Below are 13,806 nucleotides of genomic sequence, written 5' to 3'. Positions count from 1 at the left end.
GGCCAGTTTTTGCGCGTCTTTTTGTTGATGGCACGTTCTATCCCAACCGCCTCTGTGTCTGCCGACATTGATTTGGGCCGAGGCGGGCGGTTGGGTGTGTGCGCACGCACTCTGTTGAGTTAAGGAGTCGTCGTCGCTTCGGATGCCATTTTGGTGCTTTCATGCTGGCGTAAAAAATCCAGAATAGCCGCATTGCCGCGCGGCTCAAACAGATCCCAGCCATGTCCCGCCCCATCAAATAACAGGCGGGTGATATTGTCGCCGCCCGCCGCCATCAGGCGCTCGGATTGATGCTGCGGTACGGTGGCATCTTCGGTGCCGTGAATAATCAGCACCGGCTCTTCCACATCTTGAATACGGGCGATGGAATCGAAGCGGTCCGTCAAAATCGCATCGACGAACCATTTGGGGAACTGGTCGTAGCCCATTTCTGCGATAGAGGCGAAAGGGGCCGCCAAAACAACAGAGGCAACGGCGCGATCTGCCGCCAAAGGAACGGCGGTGCCGGTGCCCAGCGAATAGCCGTAAACATGCACGCTCGGGGACGGAATACCGCGATCTTCCAGCCAGTCCAGCCCGGCTTTGGCGTCGATCAGAAATCCATCATCGGATAAAGCCCCCGGATTGCCGCCATAGCCGCGATATTCCAGCATCAAAACGCCATAACCCGCTTCTACCAAAGGTGCGGTTCCGCGCGTATATTTGCCGATGCTTGTGGAATTGCCGTGCAGATAAAGAATGGTTTCTTCACCCGCAAGTGGCGCATGCCACCACGCATTCAAGGCCAGCCCGTCGGGCGTTTCGATACTGACGGTTTCAACGGGAAAAGGCACCAAAGACGCATCCGGTCTGTCGGGCGAAGGATTGAAGATGCGGTCCTTATAATAAACATGAAGCCCATAACCGGAAGCGCCGGTGAGCAATAACAGGGCGACAAGCGCAATGGACAGGCGTTTGATCATCTTCAACTCCGGCTTTATAGGATGTGGCACGGATATAATGGCACCAGACCAGCAAAGCAGGAACCTCCTTTTATGGCAAGACTATCACTGATTGTGGCCGCTGCCGAAAATGGCGTGATTGGCATGAAAGGAGCGATGCCTTGGCACCTGCCCGCTGATTTGCGGCATTTTCGCAAGATCACTTTGGGGCATACGGTTCTAATGGGCCGTAAAACCTATGAATCCATTGGCAAGCCTTTGCCCAAGCGCCGCAATATTGTCATTACCCGTCAGGAAAACTGGCACGCCGAGGGGGTTGATGTGGCGTCTTCGGTGGATGAGGCCATCCGCATGGCCGGATCGGATGAGGAAATCATGGTGATCGGTGGCGGCGAGATTTACAGGCAAAGCCTGCCCCGCGCCGATCGGGTGTATTTGACCCGGGTGCATCTGGAGGTGGCGGGCGATACGTATTTTCCCGAACTCTCCAAAGATCAGTGGCGTGAAGTTTCTTGTATAGACCATCCCGCCGAGGGGGAGGCGCCTGCTTATTCGTTGCGGATGTTGGACCGCGCCTGAGCATTGTCGATAAGATGTCGGTCCAGTTCTTGGATGGCGTCCAACAGAATCTCTTTGGAGTTCCATGGCAGGAAATGGTTTTGTCCATCCAGACGCGCCAATGTAAAGGGCGCGTCTTCGGGAAGCGTTTTGCGCATATAATCCACATTGGCATAGGGGACCAGATCGTCTTCGGTGCCATGCACCATGATGATGGGCAGGCGCATCTGCGCGATCCCTTTAGATAGCTGCACCAGCTCGTCTTCAAGGGCGATCAGTTCGCGATTGGCATTGCGCATGGCCCGCGGCAGGGCCCAAGACAGAAGGAAGCTGTCGCCGAGATGCTGGATGGCATAGACCTTTTCCAGATCGGGATCGAATGCCCCTGCCGCCAATATTAGCCCGCCCACCAGATCGGGATAATCCATGGCAGCGCGCACGACCACCGGCCCTCCCAGGCTATGGCCCATCAGGATTGGTTTCAGGCCATTCTCTGGCTTCAGAAATGGGCGAAGGGCTGCCGCTTGTTGTGCAAGGGAGGTCACAGCCCCTTCCGGTCCGCTTTCGCCAAAGCCGGGGCGGTCAATAGCGATGAAATGAAAGCTGTCGCCCGCCATGGTCATGAAATCCCGCCAACCTTCGGCAGAGCCGGGCGTGCCATGGACCAATATCACGGTGCGCGCGTTTGAGGGGCCTTGGGTATAAGCGGCGATCTGTGTGGATTCGTCGGCGCCGATGGGGGCATCGACAGACAGGCGTGTGACGTCCCATATGCCGTGGTCGTCACGCAGGTCGGAAGGTGGCCCGACACAGGCATAAAGGCCGCCCATAATCACAGCCAGTCCGGCGAAGGTGATAAGGACGCGACCGATTTTCATGAAACAACCTCTAGGACTGAACGGGGCGTAAAGCCGATTCGGTGGGGCGGGGGTGATAGACATTCCCCGGACCTAAAAGCCCTTGAGCGGTCAAATAGTCAAGATGAGCCTGGACCGATTGTTGTGCCGCCTGAACAAGGCGCGGGGTCAGGCCCGTATAAATCTGCGAGACAATTTCTGCGGGCGTGCGGCAGCCTTTTTGCAGACAGGCGATAATCTGTTGTTCGCGGCAATGGCGATGCTCGATCAACTGACGGACATAGTGATGCGGATTGTCGATTTTCGGGCCGTGGCTGGGCAGATACAGCCGGTCATCACGGGTCAGCAGGGCATCCAGCGAATTCAGATAATGCTCCAGATTGCCCAAGGGCGGCGAAATGACGGTGGTGGACCAGCCCATCACCTGATCGCCGGAAAATAAAATACGCTCTTGTTCAAGGGCGTAGCATAAATGGTTGGGAAAATGCCCTGGCGTGTGAACGGCGCGGATTACCCGCCCATCGATGGTGATGCTGTCTTGATCTGTCAGCTCTCGATCCGGCGCAAAGGCCAGATCCACGTCTTCTGTGGTCAGGGCGGCAATGGCGGCGTCGATGGGGCGATGGCCCATCACCGGTGCGTCGGTGAGCTGTGACAAGGCAGCGGCTGCCGGAGAATGATCCCGATGGCTATGGGTGACCAAAATGGCGCGCACGGGGCGCCCTGCCACCGCTTTCATCAAGGCATCGATATGGCTGTCCAGCAAGGGGCCGGGGTCGATGATCGCCAGTTCGGTTTCGCCCACCAGAAAACTGTTGGTACCACGAAAGGTGTAATCCTTGGGGTTTTGGGCAAGCACCTGCACAATGCCCCGGGCAATGGGGTGGGGGGCTTCATAAGGAGCATCGAAATTACAATTGAAATCAGGCGGCACGTGGGTTTCCGGTTCTGTGACAGCACGGGTTCGAACAATCATATGATCTTGATATATAGAATACCCGGTCTTTGAGGGACATTGATGGCGGGGTCACAACTGCGGAACAGGGGTTCACAAGTATGTCAGCATGAGAGTATCAAGGCGGGGTTATAGCTTTGGGGAGGGATTGCCCAAGACCTATGAAAGGCGCGCGCAATCCCCATTTGTATTTGGGAGTGTAGTACTATGAAGCGGATTTTATTGCTGGGTGCTGGCAAGATCGGTGAAATGATCACGGTGATGCTGGCGCAAACCGGCGATTATCACGTGCGTGTGGGCGATCGGGACGAGGCCGCTTTTGCGCGCATTGTGCAATCCGATCGCGTTGAAACACGGGTGGTGGATGCCAGCGATCATGACAGCTTGATAAGTGCCATGCAGGGCTGTTTTGCGGTTCTGTCGGCCATGCCGTTCCATCTTAATCCCGGCATTGGCAAGGCGGCAAAAGAAGCGGGCTGCCATTATCTGGATCTTACCGAAGATGTGGCCAGCACCCGCGCCATCAAGGCGCTGTCGGAAAATGCCGAAACCGCGTTTATTCCCCAATGCGGGCTGGCTCCGGGCTTTATTTCCATCGTTGCCGCCGATCTGGCCGGTCGCTTTGACAGCCTGCACAATGTGCATATGCGCGTTGGGGCTTTGCCGAAATATCCCACCAATGCGTTGAAATACAATCTCACCTGGTCCACCGACGGGCTGATCAACGAATATTGCAATCCATGCGATGCGGTTGTCGGCGGTGTGCTCAAAGAAGTGCCGCCCTTGGAAGAAATCGAGCATTTCTCACTGGATGGCATCACCTATGAAGCCTTCAATACGTCGGGCGGGCTTGGCACCTTGGCGGAAACGCTGGCAGGCAAGGTGAATAACCTCAATTATCGCACGGTGCGTTATCCGGGCCACCGCGATATCGTGAAAATGCTGCTTCAGGATCTGCGTCTGGCCGAAAAGCCGGACTTGATGAAAGACATTTTTGAGCATGCCATCCCGTTGACCATGCAGGATGTGGTGCTGATTTTCGTCACCGTATCGGGCTATCGCAATGGGCGATTCATGCAGGAAAGCCATGCCCAGAAGGTTTATGCCCATGAACTGGATGGCCGCATGTGGAGCGGTATCCAGATCACCACATCGGCGGGCATCTGTGCCGTTCTGGATTTGTTGACCACCGGCGCGATTGCCCAAAAAGGCTTTGTGCGGCAAGAAGATATCTCGCTGGATATGTTCTTGGAAAACCGTTTCGGGCGGCATTATGCGCTGGCGCAACCCAATGTGGCAGATATGACGCCGGGAGCTGCGGGCCGGGCTGCGGAATAAGCCGCCATGACCGCTTCAGGAACAGGCCTTTCAAAAAGCGCTCCGCCCATGACCGGCGCCGGTGTTCTTGTGGAGTCGCTGGTGCAGGCCGGGGCCAGAATGGCTTTCGGCGTGCCGGGCGAAAGCTATCTGGCGGTGCTGGATGCGCTCCATGATGTGCGGGACCGCTTGCCGTTCATCACCTGTCGCCATGAAGCCTCTGCCGCCAATATGGCGGAGGCTTATGGGAAACTCACCGGCGACCCCGGCTTGGCGCTTGTAACCCGCGGGCCGGGGGCGACCCATGCCAGCATCGGGCTGCATACGGCATTTCAGGATTCGACGCCGATGCTGTTGTTCATTGGGCAAGTGGCACGCTCAATGATCGACCGGGAAGCCTTTCAGGAAATTGATTATCGCAAATTCCTGTCGGAACTGACCAAATGGACCGGCGAAGTGGGAACGCCCGACCGGATAGCGGAATATCTGGGCCATGCCTGGTCCACCGCCACGGCGGGGCGGCAAGGTCCGGTGGCGCTGGCTTTGCCTGAAGATGTTCTCAGCGCTTCGACCGGCCGTCAGCGCAGCCGCGCACACAAGCCGGTGCAGGCGCATCCGGCAAAAGAAGATGTGGTGGCGGTGGCAAAGGCCATTTCGGCGGCAAAACAGCCGCTTCTCCTGATCGGTGGCGGCCCGTGGAGTGCGGATCAATCCAAAGCCCTTCAGGCATTTGCGGAACGCCACCATCTGCCCGTTGCCACGTCATTCCGCTGCCAGTCTTTGATAGACAATCGCTCGCCAGCCTATGCCGGGCATATGGGGATCGGGGCCAATCCGGCGCTGGTCAACCGCATGAAGGCTGCGGATCTGTTGCTGGTGATCGGCCCGCGTTTGGGAGAGATGACGACCCATGGTTATCATCGCCTCGATGTGCCCGTACCGCACCAACGTCTTGTGCATGTGCATGCCGGGGCCGAGGAGTTGGGCCGGGTTTATCAAGCGGATCATGCCATCAATGCCGCTCCCGGACTGTTTGCAAAAGCCTTGTCGGAAGAAGGGGTGTCGGGCGATTGGGCCGATTGGTGCGGTGGTGCCGCATCAGAGGAAAGCGGATGGCGCAGCCCTGTTGCCAATCCCGGCGCAGTGCAGCTTGGGGCGCTTTATCACAGCTTGCGGGCGGCCCTTCCCGATGAGGCGATTGTCACCAATGGTGCGGGAAATTATGCAGCGTTCCTGCACCGCTTTTTTGAATATCGCGGCTTTAAAACCCAGCTTGCGCCCACATCGGGAGCCATGGGTTATGGGGTGCCTGCGGGCATCGCGGCGAGCCTGGCCGCACCGGACCGTCCGGTGGCGGCTGTGGCCGGGGACGGCTGCTTTTTGATGAGCGGTAACGAACTGGCCACCGCTGTACGCTATAATGCGAAAACGGTGTTTTTGGTGCTCAATAACGGCATGTACGGCACCATCCGCATGCATCAGGAACGCAGCTATCCCCAAAGGGTCAGCGGAACCGATCTCACGAATCCCGATTTTGTCGCCTATGCCAAAGCCTTCGGGATGGAGGCATGGCGGGTGGATTCGTCCGATCAATTCGAACCGGCTTTGGGCCGTGCCTTGGCCACCGATGGTCCGGCTCTCATTGAAATCATTGTGGACCGTGAAGCAATCAGTCCCACTGCAACATTAAGCGGCCTTGGCGCATAAAGGCGTTATTTGGCCCGACATATATAATCTCAGGAGTATTCCTATGACGTCTCAAGATTTGCTGACCGCCCTTCATTTGGACCCGGCGCATTTTACCAAAGGCGAACTGGCCGTGACCAGCCCCATCGACGGGGCCGTTTTGGGCCATGTGGACCTTGATAGCCCGCAAATGGTTTCGGCCAAGATCGGCAAGGCTACGGACGCATTTGCAAGCTGGCGCGCCGTGCCGGGGCCGCAACGTGGTGAACTGGTGCGGCTTTTGGGTGAAGAACTGCGCGATCATAAAGAAGCGCTGGGCCGCCTTGTCAGTGCCGAATGCGGCAAAATCCTTGAAGAAGGCAAGGGCGAAGTTCAGGAAATGATCGATATTTGCGATTTCGCTGTCGGTCTGTCGCGCCAGCTTTATGGCCTGACCATCGCGTCCGAACGTCCTGGCCATGCCATGCGTGAAACATGGCAGCCCCTTGGCCCTGTCGGGGTGATTTCCGCTTTCAATTTCCCGGTGGCCGTATGGTCGTGGAACGCCGCCCTTGCCTTGGTTTGCGGTGATCCGGTGATCTGGAAACCATCAGAGAAAACGCCGCTCACTGCCCTTGCCTGTCAGGCCTTGTTTGAACGTGCCGTAAAGCGGTTTGGCGCGGCACCGGAAGGCTTGTCGCACGTGATCATTGGTGCTGCAGATGTCGGGGAAGCCATGGTGGATGATCCGCGCCTGCCGCTGATTTCCGCCACCGGCTCATGCGCCATGGGTCGCAAAGTGGGGCCCCGTGTGGCCGCCCGCTTTGGCCGCTGCCTTTTGGAACTGGGCGGCAATAATGCCATCATCGTTACCCCTTCTGCCGATCTGGATCTGGCGGTGCGCGGCATTGTATTCGGGGCTGTGGGCACAGCCGGTCAGCGCTGCACCTCGACGCGCCGGTTGATCGTGCATGAAAGCGTTTATGACACGTTGATGCCGCGCCTTAAAAAAGCCTATGACGCCGTAACGGTGGGCAATCCCCTTGAAGGAGCACTTGTGGGGCCATTGATCGACAAAGCATCCTTCGATGGCATGGAAAGGTCATTGGAAAAAGCCCGCAAGGAAGGCGGCACCGTGCATGGCGGCGGACGGGTTTTGGAAGATGAATACCCCAATGCCTATTATGCCCGTCCGGCGCTGGTGGATATGCCCAAGCAAGCCGGGGTGATGGTGGAAGAAACCTTCGCGCCGATCCTTTATGTGGTGACATATAGCACGCTGGATGAAGCCATTGCCTTGCAAAATGGTGTGCCGCAGGGCTTGTCCTCTGCCATCTTCACCAATGATGTGCGCGAAGCCGAGCGTTATTTGTCGGCCACCGGTTCCGATTGTGGCATTGCCAATGTGAATATCGGTACGTCCGGCGCGGAAATCGGCGGTGCGTTCGGTGGTGAGAAAGACACCGGCGGTGGCCGCGAATCCGGCTCCGATGCGTGGAAGGTCTATATGCGCCGCCAAACCTCTACGGTGAATTATTCCACGGACCTGCCTTTGGCGCAGGGGATCAAATTCGATCTTTAAGGACGCATAGACATGGGGATGCGGGGCGGCTTTGTTTTGGCTCTGTTTGTGGCTTTGGCCTTTGGCCTTGCTGCATGTAATGGTGCCGGGTCGAACCCGCCCCCCGTGCAACGACTTGAAGATATCCGGCTTTCTGCCTGGCAAAATAGCGGCGCAACCAAAGCTTGCTTGCCGCCTGTTCCGATTGTGGAAATGGCGGTGATCGATCTCAATACCATCACCTTCCAGCTTGCCGATGATAGCCTGTGGCGCAATGATTTGCCGCAAGTCTGTCCCGGCCTTATGATGAGTGAATCCTTCGATATTCGCGCCAAAGCGGAGACGCTGTGCCGCACTGATATGGTTCAGGTCAAAAGCCCTGATGGCCCCGGCGCTTTGTGCGGGCTTGGGCTTTTTGAACGGCTGGACCCCCGACCGGAACAGATGTGAGCGCCCGGCGTTCATTTGGGCGATATGGCGAAGCTTTAACCAAGGAAGGGTGGAATGATGGAAGGATCGTTCAGATGGCTTTTTCTTTTCGGGCTGGCGGCGGTGGCCGCCTGCGCGCAAGGACAAGAAAACACGCCGGATGCGGCACAGGCCGCAAAGATCGAGAAAGATCACGCTATTCTTGGCCGCTATGAGGCAACGGGAGAGGAAAAAAGCTGCATTTCCTTGACGCGGATTTCCCAAAGCCATGTGTTGTCGGATACAGAAATCTTTTTTGAGATGCGCGGTCGGGAAGGCTATCTCAGCAATTTGCCCAATCGGTGCCCGCAGCTTGGTTTTTATGAAAGCTTCACCTATTCCACCAGTACCGGGCAGTTATGCAACACCGATATCATCACCGTTTTGAACCGCAGTTCGGTGGCCGGGGCCTCTTGCGGGCTCGGGAAATTTGTCGCTTATAAGCTGAAGGAAAAAGAGTGATTTCCGGCATGGAAACGGGGTCAATCCGCAAGCTTTAGAAGCTGGCGTTCAAACAGTTTTAATACCGGTTCCAAAGCCTGTCCGCGCTTCAGGATTTGCCCGTCCATGCCAAGGATCAGCCATGCCCCTTGTCGTTTGGCATGGGCAGGGCTTTTGATAATCCGGTAAAGTGGCATTTCGCTGGCACGGCGGAAAATGGAAAACACCGCCCTGTCGCGGCCGCTATGGATGCCATAGTCGCGCCAGTATCCAGCGGCAACCATGCGCCCATAGACATTCAGGATCAGCGTCAATTCCATGCGCGTGAACAGCACTGCCTTCGGGGCATTGCTGGTGGACGGGAAAGGGGCAATGGGATTGTGGTTGATCATCAAGGGCCATTTTGCGGGGGACTTATGGGCTTGGCAAGGGACCACCGCTTCGATCGCCTTTGTTTTTAGGCGCTCTAAATCATAGGCCTTGATCAATCTGCAAAGCTATTATATCGTTTGGATATATTAATGAGGCTGTGCTTTTTGCAAAGAGCACTGCTTGCACAGGCTGTTAGCGGGAAATGCGACGACCGTCCGGTAACCGGCGATCAGTGAATGGAGAACATGGATGACAGGAATCCAGAATAAACGGACAATGGTTTTTGGCGGTGTCATTGCAGCCATTTTTGCTGTGGTTGTGGTGGCTTCATTCGTTACCCCAAGTCAGCTGATGGAAGAGATCCGATCCGAAGAAATCATCCGAATCACACTGTCCGGTGAAGACATATCCCAGACCAGGGATATCAGCATGGCGGAGTTCAATCGGGTACGGCTTGTGGGCCATTATGATGTGGATCTGGTGGCGGGAAAGCCTGCGATGCTCAAGGTCGAAGGCGACAAGGAGGTCCTGAATCTGATCAAGACAAAGATCATAAATGGTGAATTGCTGGTCGAACCGAAAGGGAAGTTGGGCAATAGAGGGTTCGGGGACGTCAAGATGGTGCTCCATGTGCCCAGCCTGACGGCTTTGACGCTTGATGGCGCGACCAGTGCCCAGTTGATGAATTTGGATAGTGAGAGCCTGATGCTGACCATCAACGGAGCTGGCGACATTGAGGGCGAGGGCCGGTGCGGTACCCTGATCGCTGTAAGCAACGGGGCCGCAGATGTGGATGCCAGGGACTTGCGCTGTAAAACGGTGCAGCTCACCATCAATGGTGCGGGCCAGATGTCGGCCTATGCCACGGATTCGGCGATGGTTGCTGTCAATGGTGTGGGTGAAGTCGATGTGTATGGCAATCCCAAAAACATCCGTAAAGTCAATGCAGGCTTTGGGGACATCACCTTCCATGACATGGGAGAAGAGGACGAAAGCGCCAACGATAAGCAAAAGGACAAGGACGCTTGAGCGCACCCCTTGTCCAAACGGCCTTGGTCAAAGGCTGTCCAAGCGGCCTTGATCAAAAAAGCGGGCAAAATGCGTGTGTTGCATAAGCGACAGGTGCGTTTGCCCAAATGCTGCGCTATAAGAGGGCTCCGTGTTTCACCCTTATAGCTTTGGTTGCGCCCTTTATGCCTGATTCCGATAAGCTTTATGAATCTGCCCTGCGTTATCACCGTATGGCTCCCGCTGGAAAATTAGCCGTCGTCGCCACCAAGCCGCTGGTTACACAGCGAGATTTGGCGCTGGCATATTCTCCCGGTGTGGCGGCAGCCTGTACGGCCATTGTCGACGATCCGGCCCAAGCGGCGCAATTGACGGCGCGGGGCAATCTGGTGGCGGTGATCAGCAATGGCTCTGCCGTTTTGGGATTGGGCAATATCGGGCCGCTGGCTTCCAAGCCGGTGATGGAAGGCAAAGCGGTTCTGTTCAAGAAATTCGCCAATATCGATTGTTTCGATATTGAAGTGGATGCCACTGACGCGGACCTGTTTTGCAAGGTGGTGGCCGCCCTTGAACCCACGTTTGGGGCCATCAATCTTGAAGATATCAAGGCGCCTGAATGTTTTATCATTGAAGAACGCTTGCGCAAGATCATGGACATTCCGGTGTTCCATGACGATCAACATGGCACCGCCATTGTGGCAGGGGCCGCAATCTATAATGCGCTGAAAGTGGTTGGGAAAAGCTTTGGGAATGTGAAGCTGGTTTCTACCGGGGGCGGAGCGGCCAGCCTTGCCTGTCTTGATCTGCTGGTTTCCATGGGATTGGCAAAAGACAATATCACCCTGTGCGATATTGATGGCGTGGTTTATGAGGGCCGCGAGGCGGGGATGAACCCCTATAAAGCCCGATATGCGCGCAAAACGGATATGCGTTCGCTAAGCGATGCGATCGAAGGGGCCGATATTTTCCTGGGATTATCTGCACCCCGGGTTTTGACAGCGGATATGGTAAAAAAGATGGGCTCGCAGCCGGTCATCATGGCGCTGGCCAATCCTGAGCCGGAAATCATGCCGGATCTGGCCCGCGAAGCCCGTCCCGATGCCATCATTGCCACTGGCCGGTCGGATTTTCCCAATCAGGTCAATAATGTGCTGTGCTATCCCTTTATGTTCCGCGGTGCTTTGGATGTGGGGGCGACCGACATCAATGAAGCGATGAAAATCGCCGCCGTAAAGGCCATTGCGGCGCTGGCGGAAAAAGAGGTGTCGGACGTGGTGGCCCGCGCCTATGAAGGCGAGCCTTTGCGTCTTGGGCCGGACTATTTGATCCCCAAGCCCTTTGATGCGCGGCTGATGACGGAAGTGGCCCCGGCTGTGGCCAAAGCGGCCATGGACAGTGGTGTGGCGCGGCGGCCCATTGAGGATTTTGATGCCTATCTTGCGGAACTCAATACCTTTGTTTTCCGGTCTGGCAATCTGATGCAGCCCATTTTCGAACGGGCCCGCACCCAGCGTAAACGGCTTTTGTTTGCCGAAGGGGAAGATGAACGGGTGCTGCAGGCGGCCCAGGCTCTTCTGGATGAACGCATGGCCGATATCACGGTGGTGGGTCGTCCCAAAGTGGTGCAAAGCCGTATCGAGAAGCTGGGCTTGCGCATCCGTCCGGATGTGGATTTTGAAGTGGTGAATCCGCAAAATGATGCGCGTTATGGCGAATATTGGCGCAGCTATCATGAATTGATGGAAAGAAAGGGCGTTTCTCCCGATGAGGCGCGCACCATCATGCGCACCAACAACACCGCCATTGCGGCCCTGGCCCTGCATCGCGGCGAAGCCGATGCCATGGTTTGCGGTGCGGTTGGGCGCTATCATCGGCATCTCACCCATGTGCTTGATATTGTGGGCCTGTCGGATGGGGTGAAGGCGGCGTCGGCTTTATCGGTTCTGATGTTGGGCAAGGGCACGTTTTTCCTGTGCGATACGTTCATCACGCCAGACCCCACGGCTGAAGAGATCGCTGAAGTGACCATCTTGGCCGCCGATGAAGTGCGGCGCTTTGGCTTGACGCCGAAAGTGGCTTTGCTGTCTCATTCCAATTTCGGGTCATCCAGAACCCATAGCGCCGCCAAAATGCGCACGGCATTGGCGCTGTTGCATGAAATGGCCCCGGATCTGGAGGTGGAGGGCGAGATGCACGGCGATGCGGCCATTGAAGAAAAAATCAGGGACCGCATTTTCCCCCATTCCCGCCTTTCGGGCATGGCCAATCTGCTGGTGATGCCCAATCTGGATGCCGCCAATATCTCTTATGAGCTTTTGAAGGTTCTTGGCGATGGGCTGCCCATCGGCCCCTTGCTTTTGGGGACAAAAAAATCCGCGCATATCGTCACGCCATCGGTGACGGCGCGGGGGCTTTTGAATATGGGGGCGCTGGCGCTTGTGGATGCGATTGATCCACCGGCTTTGCGCCGCTCTCCATCGATCGATCTATTGGACGTCTGAAAAACGCCTTCCTTTGTCCGGTGAAAATGGCTGGGCAAAGGGGCGTGGCTTAATCGGGATCAACCCAGGTGACATGGCCCATTTTACGCCCCGGCTTGGCAACGGCTTTGCCATAATGGTGGAAATGGGCCAAAGGATCGCCAAGGATATTGCGCCAATGGGTGATGTCCTTACCGATCAGATTTTCCATGCGGATTCGCCCCAAAGCGCGGCTGTCGCCTAAAGGCAATCCGCAAATGGCGCGGATATGTTGCTCGAATTGGCTGGTAACGGCGCCATCCAGTGTCCAGTGCCCGGAATTGTGAACGCGCGGGGCCACTTCATTCACCAAAACCTCTCCGGTTTTATCGATCACGAACATTTCCACGGCCAGAACACCCACAAAATCCAGCGCTTCGGCAATGGCATGGGCATAGCTGAGCGCTTGATCGGCCACAGAGTCGCTGATGGTGGCGGGAACGCGGCTGGTGCGTAAAATCCCTTTTGAGTGATCGTTTTCCACGGGCGGCCAACTGGCGATATTGCCATCAATCCCGCGGGCCAAAAGCACCGAGATTTCCCGATCAAAGGGGATGACGCTTTCGGCGATCACCAGTTCCGATGCCAAAGAATCCCATGCGTCTTGGGCATTATCGCCCTTTTCCAAGCGCACCTGCCCCTTGCCATCATAGCCCAGCCGGCGGGTTTTGGCGATCACCGGATAGCCCAGCGTCTGGGCGGCATCGTGCAGCGCTGCGGCGCTGGCCACATCGTGATAAGACGCTACGGGAATATCAAGAACCGAGAGAAAGTCCTTTTCAAATAAACGGTCCTGCGTTGTCGCCAAGGATGCAATGCCGGGCCGGATGGGCACCCTTGCTTTCAGAAAATCCAAGGACAAGGCCGGCACATTTTCGAATTCAAAGCTGATCAGATCCACCGCATCGGCGAATTCCGACAGGGCGGCCCGGCTTTCATATGGGGCCTGCCAATACCGGTCACACATCTGGAAGGCGGGGCTTAAAGGATCGGGGCAATAAATGGCCGTGCGATAGCCCAGCTGCGCCGCCGCTATGGACAACATGCGCCCCAACTGCCCGCCGCCCAATATGCCAATGGTGCCGCCCGGCGCCAGGCTTTCAAAGGTTTCCGCGCGTTCGGAGCGTCCGGTCATGGAAATTTC

General features: G+C 56.6%; 13 protein-coding genes. 8 read left to right on the top strand and 5 right to left on the bottom strand.

Going from position 1 to position 13,806, the window contains the following annotated elements:
• Positions 1-119: 119 nt before the first annotated feature.
• Positions 120-962, bottom strand: a complete 843-nt coding sequence (locus IEX96_RS05955) for an alpha/beta hydrolase (protein WP_150004948.1) — start codon at positions 960-962, stop codon at positions 120-122.
• 72 nt (positions 963-1,034) lie between these two features.
• Here IEX96_RS05955 and folA point away from each other — a divergent pair, with 72 nt between their 5' ends.
• Positions 1,035-1,520 (top strand): type 3 dihydrofolate reductase, encoded by a 486-nt coding sequence (gene folA / locus IEX96_RS05950; protein ID WP_150004949.1) that lies wholly within the window; start codon positions 1,035-1,037, stop codon positions 1,518-1,520.
• On the opposite strand, the gene IEX96_RS05945 is transcribed toward folA, so the two are convergent.
• Positions 1,490-2,377: an alpha/beta fold hydrolase gene (locus IEX96_RS05945; protein ID WP_188873616.1), complete on the bottom strand. Its 888-nt coding sequence runs from the start codon at positions 2,375-2,377 to the stop codon at positions 1,490-1,492. The two genes, folA and IEX96_RS05945, sit on opposite strands and share 31 nt — an antisense overlap.
• A 10-nt stretch (positions 2,378-2,387) precedes the next feature.
• Positions 2,388-3,332, bottom strand: a complete 945-nt coding sequence (locus IEX96_RS05940) for an MBL fold metallo-hydrolase (RefSeq protein WP_150004951.1) — start codon at positions 3,330-3,332, stop codon at positions 2,388-2,390.
• A 186-nt stretch (positions 3,333-3,518) separates the two neighbouring features.
• Here IEX96_RS05940 and IEX96_RS05935 point away from each other — a divergent pair, with 186 nt between their 5' ends.
• Genes IEX96_RS05935 through IEX96_RS05915 form a run of 5 tightly spaced genes read left to right on the top strand, consistent with a single transcriptional unit; the run spans position 3,519 to position 8,784 of the window.
• Positions 3,519-4,649: a saccharopine dehydrogenase family protein gene (locus IEX96_RS05935; protein WP_150004952.1), complete on the top strand. Its 1,131-nt coding sequence runs from the start codon at positions 3,519-3,521 to the stop codon at positions 4,647-4,649.
• A 6-nt stretch (positions 4,650-4,655) separates the two neighbouring features.
• The gene (locus IEX96_RS05930; protein ID WP_188873615.1) at positions 4,656-6,335 is read left to right on the top strand and encodes a thiamine pyrophosphate-binding protein; all 1,680 of its coding nucleotides are present in this window, start codon (positions 4,656-4,658) and stop codon (positions 6,333-6,335) included.
• Between the two features lie 43 nt (positions 6,336-6,378).
• A complete protein-coding gene (gene amaB, locus IEX96_RS05925) occupies positions 6,379-7,875 on the top strand; it encodes an L-piperidine-6-carboxylate dehydrogenase (RefSeq protein ID WP_188873614.1) in 1,497 nt (498 codons plus the stop codon).
• Between the two features lie 12 nt (positions 7,876-7,887).
• A complete protein-coding gene (locus IEX96_RS05920) occupies positions 7,888-8,304 on the top strand; it encodes a hypothetical protein (RefSeq protein WP_150004953.1) in 417 nt (138 codons plus the stop codon).
• 54 nt (positions 8,305-8,358) lie between these two features.
• On the top strand, positions 8,359-8,784 hold the full coding sequence (locus IEX96_RS05915) for a DUF6491 family protein (protein WP_150004954.1): 426 nt from the start codon (positions 8,359-8,361) through the stop codon (positions 8,782-8,784).
• Positions 8,785-8,804: 20 nt separating this feature from the next.
• Here IEX96_RS05915 and IEX96_RS05910 read toward each other — a convergent pair whose 3' ends face one another.
• Positions 8,805-9,155, bottom strand: coding sequence for a DUF2794 domain-containing protein (locus IEX96_RS05910; protein ID WP_150004955.1), 351 nt, complete (start codon positions 9,153-9,155; stop codon positions 8,805-8,807).
• A gap of 229 nt (positions 9,156-9,384) precedes the next feature.
• Here IEX96_RS05910 and IEX96_RS05905 point away from each other — a divergent pair, with 229 nt between their 5' ends.
• The gene (locus IEX96_RS05905) at positions 9,385-10,164 is read left to right on the top strand and encodes a GIN domain-containing protein (protein ID WP_150004956.1); all 780 of its coding nucleotides are present in this window, start codon (positions 9,385-9,387) and stop codon (positions 10,162-10,164) included.
• A gap of 164 nt (positions 10,165-10,328) precedes the next feature.
• A complete protein-coding gene (locus IEX96_RS05900; RefSeq protein ID WP_150004957.1) occupies positions 10,329-12,644 on the top strand; it encodes an NADP-dependent malic enzyme in 2,316 nt (771 codons plus the stop codon).
• 49 nt (positions 12,645-12,693) lie between these two features.
• On the opposite strand, the gene IEX96_RS05895 is transcribed toward IEX96_RS05900, so the two are convergent.
• Positions 12,694-13,797 carry a 5-(carboxyamino)imidazole ribonucleotide synthase gene (locus IEX96_RS05895; RefSeq protein ID WP_150004958.1) on the bottom strand — a complete coding sequence of 368 codons (1,104 nt, stop codon included), beginning with the start codon at positions 13,795-13,797 and terminating at the stop codon, positions 12,694-12,696.
• Positions 13,798-13,806: the final 9 nt, after the last annotated feature.

It is taken from the genome of Iodidimonas muriae, assembly GCF_014647255.1.
Lineage (GTDB): Bacteria > Pseudomonadota > Alphaproteobacteria > Sphingomonadales > Rhodothalassiaceae > Iodidimonas > Iodidimonas muriae.
The sequence above is the reverse complement of the archived record's forward strand: the minus strand, read 5'-3'. Positions and strand labels throughout refer to the sequence as shown.

Excerpts from the sequence above, each read along its gene's own strand:
- IEX96_RS05955 (WP_150004948.1), bottom strand. The coding sequence starts at position 962 with ATGATCAAACGCCTGTCCATTGCGCTTGTCGCCCTGTTATTGCTCACC.
- folA (WP_150004949.1), top strand. The coding sequence starts at position 1,035 with ATGGCAAGACTATCACTGATTGTGGCCGCTGCCGAAAATGGCGTGATT.
- IEX96_RS05945 (WP_188873616.1), bottom strand. The coding sequence starts at position 2,377 with ATGAAAATCGGTCGCGTCCTTATCACCTTCGCCGGACTGGCTGTGATT.
- IEX96_RS05940 (WP_150004951.1), bottom strand. The coding sequence starts at position 3,332 with ATGATTGTTCGAACCCGTGCTGTCACAGAACCGGAAACCCACGTGCCG.
- IEX96_RS05935 (WP_150004952.1), top strand. The coding sequence starts at position 3,519 with ATGAAGCGGATTTTATTGCTGGGTGCTGGCAAGATCGGTGAAATGATC.
- IEX96_RS05930 (WP_188873615.1), top strand. The coding sequence starts at position 4,656 with ATGACCGCTTCAGGAACAGGCCTTTCAAAAAGCGCTCCGCCCATGACC.
- amaB (WP_188873614.1), top strand. The coding sequence starts at position 6,379 with ATGACGTCTCAAGATTTGCTGACCGCCCTTCATTTGGACCCGGCGCAT.
- IEX96_RS05920 (WP_150004953.1), top strand. The coding sequence starts at position 7,888 with ATGGGGATGCGGGGCGGCTTTGTTTTGGCTCTGTTTGTGGCTTTGGCC.
- IEX96_RS05915 (WP_150004954.1), top strand. The coding sequence starts at position 8,359 with ATGATGGAAGGATCGTTCAGATGGCTTTTTCTTTTCGGGCTGGCGGCG.
- IEX96_RS05910 (WP_150004955.1), bottom strand. The coding sequence starts at position 9,155 with ATGATCAACCACAATCCCATTGCCCCTTTCCCGTCCACCAGCAATGCC.
- IEX96_RS05905 (WP_150004956.1), top strand. The coding sequence starts at position 9,385 with ATGACAGGAATCCAGAATAAACGGACAATGGTTTTTGGCGGTGTCATT.
- IEX96_RS05900 (WP_150004957.1), top strand. The coding sequence starts at position 10,329 with ATGCCTGATTCCGATAAGCTTTATGAATCTGCCCTGCGTTATCACCGT.
- IEX96_RS05895 (WP_150004958.1), bottom strand. The coding sequence starts at position 13,797 with ATGACCGGACGCTCCGAACGCGCGGAAACCTTTGAAAGCCTGGCGCCG.